We start from the raw sequence: 6,338 nt of genomic DNA, 5'->3' as shown, positions 1-6,338 counted from the left end.
CCTTGGTCAAGCGGTTAAGACACCGCCCTTTCACGGCGGTAACACGGGTTCGAGTCCCGTAGGAGTCACCATTTTGTTGGAGAATTAGCTCAGCTGGGAGAGCATCTGCCTTACAAGCAGAGGGTCGGCGGTTCGATCCCGTCATTCTCCACCATTTATATGTCGGAGGGGTAGCGAAGTGGCTAAACGCGGCGGACTGTAAATCCGCTCCTTCGGGTTCGGCAGTTCGAATCTGCCCCCCTCCACCATTTTAATAATGGGCTATAGCCAAGCGGTAAGGCAACGGACTTTGACTCCGTCACGCGCTGGTTCGAATCCAGCTAGCCCAGCCATTAGAGCCATTAGCTCAGTTGGTAGAGCATCTGACTTTTAATCAGAGGGTCAGAGGTTCGAATCCTCTATGGCTCACTCATTAGCACTCCTATATGGGGTGCTTTTTTTTATTTATTTTGTATAAATGTCTTTATTCAAAGCATATTTTTTAATACAATTTATTTGTTCATATGACAGTTATAGTTATCATTGGTATAATTATGTCTATGGAAAAATATATTCGGAGGAGATGTTATGGATTTTTCCAACTTTTTTGATAATCTGAGTACATTAAAAATTATCACAAGTGTACTAGATTTACTTATTGTATGGTATGTCCTTTATCTTCTCATAACTGTATTTAAGGGAACCAAAGCTATACAGTTACTTAAAGGTATTTTATTTATAGTAATTGGGCAACAAGTGAGTAAAATTCTAAACTTAACTGCTACCTCTAAATTATTTGATATTGTTATCCAATGGGGAGTGTTAGCGCTTATAGTTATATTCCAACCGGAAATCAGACGCGCGCTTGAACAGTTAGGGCGTGGAAGTTTATTTAAACGGTATACTAATACTTACAGTCATGATGAAGAGAAGTTGATTCAAGCGGTATCCAAAGCTGTGCAATACATGGCTAAAAGACGTATTGGCGCGCTTATCGTTTTCGAAAAAGAAACAGGCCTGCAGGATTATATTGAAACAGGTATTGCAATGAATTCTGAAATATCTCAAGAATTATTGATAAATGTTTTTATTCCAAATACGCCTTTGCATGATGGGGCAATGATAGTTCAAAATTCTAAGATTGCTAGTGCAGCAAGTTATTTACCTTTGTCAGATAGTGCTAAAATATCTAAAAGTTTAGGTACTCGACATAGAGCGGCCGTTGGTATCTCTGAAGTGTCAGATGCTTTCACAATAGTAGTTTCAGAGGAAACAGGATCTATTTCAGTTACATTTGATGGTAAATTAAGAAGAGATATTTCTACAGAAGTATTTGAAGAATTATTGGCTGAACATTGGTTTGGAACGCACTTTCAAAAGAAAGGTGTGAAATAACATGCTTGAGAGTAAGTGGGGGCTTAGATTTATAGCTTTAATATTAGCTATATTTTTCTATTTATCTGTTAATAATGTATTTGGTAATGTTTTTAGTAATGATAATTTATCACAGAACTCCTCTAAAACTATAGAAGATGTTCCAGTTGAGATACTGTATGACTCTAAAAATCTTCATGTTACTAAAGCTCCTGATACGGTTAATGTTACAATTTCAGGACCACAGTCTAAGCTATTAAAAATTGAAGAAGCTGATGATATAAAAGTTGTCGTTGATTTATCCAATGCTAAAGCAGGTAACTATAAAGAAGATTATGTTCTTAAAGGTCTTAGTAACGACATTAATTATAATGTTAAGCCTAAGCGAGCTTATGTTACTTTAGAAAATAAAAAGACAAAAACGATGCATGTTCAAGCAGATATCAGTAAAAATGACATTGACCCAGATTATAAAGTCAAACATAGTTCCGTCGAACCTGATTCTGTTAAAGTCACAGGGGGTAAAGAACAACTAGATAAGATTGCATATTTAAAGGCTGCCTACAAAGATACTACTAAAATAAGTGAAGATACTTCAGATGTAGCAGATGTGATAGCCTTCGATAAGCAGCTCAACAAATTAGATGTTAAAGTACAACCAGACGAAGTAAAGTTGAATGTGCAATTAGAACCTTACAGCAAAAAAGTTGATGTCAAAGTTCATACAAAGGGTAGCCTACCTAATAACAAAAGCTTAGATGACATTACTTTAGCTGATAAAGAAATAGAACTATATGGTAATAGAGATGAATTACAAAATGTAAATGAAATTGAAGGAACAGTCGACTTAGATGATGTCACTGAATCAACCGAGAAAAAAGTGGATTTAAAGTTACCTAGTAACGTTAAAAAAACTGAACCTGAAGAAGTAACAGCATATATTAATTTGAAATAAATACACATTATATAAAGGAGTATTAAAAATGGGAAAATATTTCGGTACTGATGGAGTTAGAGGTGTTGCTAACAAAGAATTAACACCTGAATTAGCATTTAAACTAGGTCGTTATGGCGGTTACGTATTAGCGCATAATAAAGGAGAACAAAGACCTAGAGTTTTAGTAGGTAGAGATACACGTGTTTCAGGCGAAATGTTAGAATCAGCTTTAATCGCTGGCTTAGCTTCAATTGGTGCAGAGGTTATGCGTTTGGGTATTATTTCTACTCCAGGAGTAGCGTATTTAACTCGTGAAATGGGCGCTGAATTAGGCGTGATGATTTCAGCTTCACATAACCCAGTCGCAGACAATGGTATTAAATTCTTTGGTGGAGATGGTTTTAAATTATCAGATGATCAAGAAAATGAAATTGAAGCATTACTTGATCAAGAGAACCCAGATTTACCTCGACCAGAAGGTAAAGAAATTGCACACTTCTCAGACTATTATGAAGGTGCTCAAAAATACCTAAGTTACTTAAAGTCTACAATTGATGTAGATTTAGAAGGCTTAAAAATTACATTAGATGGTGCAAACGGCTCAACATCAGCACTAGCTCCATTCTTATTTGGCGATTTAGAAGCTGACACAGAAACTATAGGTTGCAGCCCTGACGGCTATAATATTAATGATAATTGTGGCTCAACACACCCTGAATTATTAGCTGAAAAAGTATTAGAAACTGAAAGCGACTTTGGTTTAGCCTTTGACGGAGATGGGGATCGCTTAATCGCCGTTGATGAAAAAGGAAATATTATTGATGGTGACCAAATCATGTTCGTTATTGGTCGAGAAATGCATAAAAATCATGAATTAAATAATGATATGATTGTATCTACCGTAATGAGTAACTTAGGTTTCTATAAAGCTCTTGAAAATGAAGGTATTAAATCTAACAAAACTAAAGTTGGCGACAGATATGTTGTAGAAGAAATGCGTCGTGGAAATTACAATTTAGGTGGCGAACAATCAGGCCATATTGTAATGATGGATTATAATACAACAGGCGATGGTTTGCTAACTGGCGTGCAACTTGCTGCAGTAATTAAAATGACTGGTAAACCTTTAAGTGAATTAGCAGCACAAATGAAAAAATATCCTCAATCATTAATTAATGTTAAAGTTACTGACAAACATCACGTTGAAGAGAATGAAGATGTTAAACAAGTGATGAATGAAGTTGAAACAGAAATGAATGGTGAAGGAAGAATTTTAGTTAGACCTTCAGGAACAGAACCATTAGTACGTGTAATGGTGGAAGCAGCTACAGATGAAAAAGCACAAGATTTCGCTCAACGTATTGCTAATGTAGTCGAGGAAAAAATGGGATTAGAATAATTATTTAGAAATAGAGAAGGCTGAGTCGTTTATATATAAATGACTCAGCCTTTATTTTTGGCTATAGTCGTCTGAAATGATTGTGCGTTCGAGCTTTATTTTCTCCATTTTTATCAGGACGACTTCTATTTTTATTATATAAAAACGCTTACATATAAACTAAATTTACTTTTTGGTTTTCAAAAAATATAATAATTTCAATCAGTTAATCATTTAATATAGTTATATACCGCATATTGTTTAAAAAAATATAAAATAAATGTGAAAGTATTTGCATTCGTTTGTTTGAAAAGTGTAAAATAAATAATATTGAAAGGAGGAAAAATAAATAAATAACTAAAGCGCCAGGGCAATTAATTGGTGTATCAATCATTAAGGATTAAATATGAGAATTCTTATAGATTATCCATTTAAATTGCAGACGAGGAGAATAGTCATCGAATATATCGGCGGGTGCTATTCCGGATGAAGGCACATTCGTAAGCTTATTAATTAAAACATTTAGGTGACTAAATGCACAAAAATAATAAGAATGCCTATAATAAATAAATTTTATAGAATTAAAAATGGTTAAATAGGGTAAGGAAGTTAGAGATTTAAATTAAAGTATAACTAAATTTTATTAAACAACTCTAGAATCTCTTATCAAGTAAAATAATAATTTTATATAACAGATAAAATTATTATAGCCATTAAATATGGAGGGAAATTTTATGTGCGGAATTGTAGGATATATTGGGTATGATAATGCCAAAGAATTATTATTGTCAGGTTTAGAAAAATTAGAATACAGAGGTTATGACTCTGCTGGTATTGCTGTAGCAAACGATGAAGGTACTACAGTATTTAAAGAAAAAGGCCGTATTGCTGAATTAAGAGGCGTTGCAGACAATAACGATACTGATGGACACGTTGGTATCGGTCACACTCGTTGGGCAACACACGGTGTGCCAAGTACAGTCAACTCTCATCCACACCAATCAACTAATGAACGTTTTACATTAGTTCATAATGGTGTTATCGAAAACTACGAAGAGTTAAAAAATGAATATTTATCAGATGTAACATTCCAATCTGAAACAGACACTGAAGTTATCGTTCAATTGGTTGAACACTTTTCAAATAAAGGTTTAGAAACTGAAGAAGCGTTTACTAAAGTAGTATCATTATTACATGGTTCATACGCTTTAGGATTACTAGACAATCAAGACAACGATATTATTTATGTTGCTAAAAATAAATCACCATTATTAGTTGGTGTAGGCGAAGGCTTCAATGTTATCGCATCAGATGCTTTAGCAATGATTAAAGTAACTAATAAATACAAAGAAATTCATGACCATGAAATTGTAATTGTTAAAAAAGATAGCGTTACGATTAAAGATCAAGAAGGAAATGTTCAAGATCGTGACACATATACTGCACAAATTGATGCATCAGATGCTGAAAAAGGTATTTATGATCATTACATGTTAAAAGAAATTAACGAACAACCAGCAGTAATGCGTCGTATTATCCAAGAATATGAAGATGATAATGGTGATTTAAAAATTGATCCAGAAATCGTTAAAGATGTAGCTGCAGCAGACCGTATTTACATCATTGCTGCAGGTACAAGTTACCATGCTGGATTAGTTGGTAAAGAATACCTTGAAAAATGGGCTGGCGTACCTACTGAAGTACATGTAGCTTCAGAATTCGTATATAACATGCCTTTATTATCTGAAAAACCATTATTCATCTATATTTCACAATCAGGTGAAACAGCAGATAGCCGTGCTGTATTAGTTGAAACAAACAAATTAGGTCACAAATCATTAACAGTGACAAACGTAGCAGGTTCAACATTATCACGTGAAGCGGATCACACATTACTATTACATGCTGGTCCAGAAATCGCAGTTGCTTCTACTAAAGCATATACTGCTCAAATTGCTGTATTATCTATCTTATCTCAAGTAGTTGCTCAAGCGCATGGTCGCGATAATGATATCGACCTACTTAGAGAATTAGCTAAAGTTACTACAGCGATTGAAACAATCGTTGATGATACGCCTAAAATGGAACAAATTGCTAAAGATTTCTTAGAAACTACACGCAATGCATTCTTTATCGGACGTACAATGGACTATAACGTAAGTTTAGAAGGTTCATTGAAACTTAAAGAAATTTCATATATTCAAGCTGAAGGCTTTGCAGGTGGCGAATTAAAACACGGTACAATTGCTTTAATTGAAGACCAAACACCTGTCATTGCATTATCTACACAAGAAAATGTGAACTTATCAATTCGTGGTAACGTTAAAGAAGTAGTAGCTCGTGGTGCTAACCCATGTATCATCTCTATGGAAGGTTTAGAGAAAGAAGGAGACACTTACGTTATCCCTCACGTTCATGAATTATTAACACCATTAGTTTCAGTAGTTACTATGCAATTAATTGCCTACTATGCAGCATTACACAGAGGCTTAGACGTAGATAAACCACGTAACTTAGCTAAATCTGTTACAGTTGAATAATATTGTTTTAACTAAAGGTCTAGGGCATTTAATCAATGCTCTAGGCTTTTTTTATCTAAATTAATAAGTGAGTGTTAAATATAGTCTTTAGTGTTGCACCTATTTTGGTTTTAGAAAAATTAGTTTATTT

The 6,338-nt window shown here is 34.2% G+C and carries 4 protein-coding genes and 4 tRNA genes; all 8 read left to right on the top strand.

Annotation, left to right across the window (positions count from 1 at the left end; genetic code table 11):
• Positions 1-78 precede the first annotated feature (78 nt).
• The 8 genes from FH144_RS10725 to glmS all read left to right on the top strand — a co-directional run bounded on the left by FH144_RS10725 (position 79) and on the right by glmS (position 6,208).
• Positions 79-154: transfer RNA gene (locus FH144_RS10725), tRNA-Val, on the top strand.
• A gap of 10 nt (positions 155-164) precedes the next feature.
• Positions 165-248, top strand: a tRNA-Tyr gene (locus FH144_RS10720).
• 9 nt (positions 249-257) lie between these two features.
• Positions 258-332, top strand: a tRNA-Gln gene (locus FH144_RS10715).
• 3 nt (positions 333-335) lie between these two features.
• Positions 336-408, top strand: a tRNA-Lys gene (locus FH144_RS10710).
• 159 nt (positions 409-567) lie between these two features.
• Positions 568-1,374, top strand: a complete 807-nt coding sequence (gene cdaA / locus FH144_RS10705; RefSeq protein ID WP_198612420.1) for a diadenylate cyclase CdaA — start codon at positions 568-570, stop codon at positions 1,372-1,374.
• Between the two features lies 1 nt (position 1,375).
• Positions 1,376-2,308, top strand: coding sequence for a CdaR family protein (locus FH144_RS10700; protein WP_242315772.1), 933 nt, complete (start codon positions 1,376-1,378; stop codon positions 2,306-2,308).
• 28 nt (positions 2,309-2,336) lie between these two features.
• Positions 2,337-3,689 (top strand): phosphoglucosamine mutase, encoded by a 1,353-nt coding sequence (gene glmM, locus FH144_RS10695; protein WP_242315770.1) that lies wholly within the window; start codon positions 2,337-2,339, stop codon positions 3,687-3,689.
• A 713-nt stretch (positions 3,690-4,402) separates the two neighbouring features.
• Positions 4,403-6,208 carry a glutamine--fructose-6-phosphate transaminase (isomerizing) gene (gene glmS / locus FH144_RS10690; RefSeq protein WP_242315768.1) on the top strand — a complete coding sequence of 602 codons (1,806 nt, stop codon included), beginning with the start codon at positions 4,403-4,405 and terminating at the stop codon, positions 6,206-6,208.
• The last annotated feature ends 130 nt before the right edge of the window (positions 6,209-6,338 follow it).

This window comes from Staphylococcus sp. acrmy, from assembly GCF_022690565.1.
Taxonomy (GTDB): domain Bacteria; phylum Bacillota; class Bacilli; order Staphylococcales; family Staphylococcaceae; genus Staphylococcus; species Staphylococcus caledonicus.
Note: the sequence above shows the minus strand (reverse complement) of the source record. Positions and strands in the feature narration are given on the sequence as shown.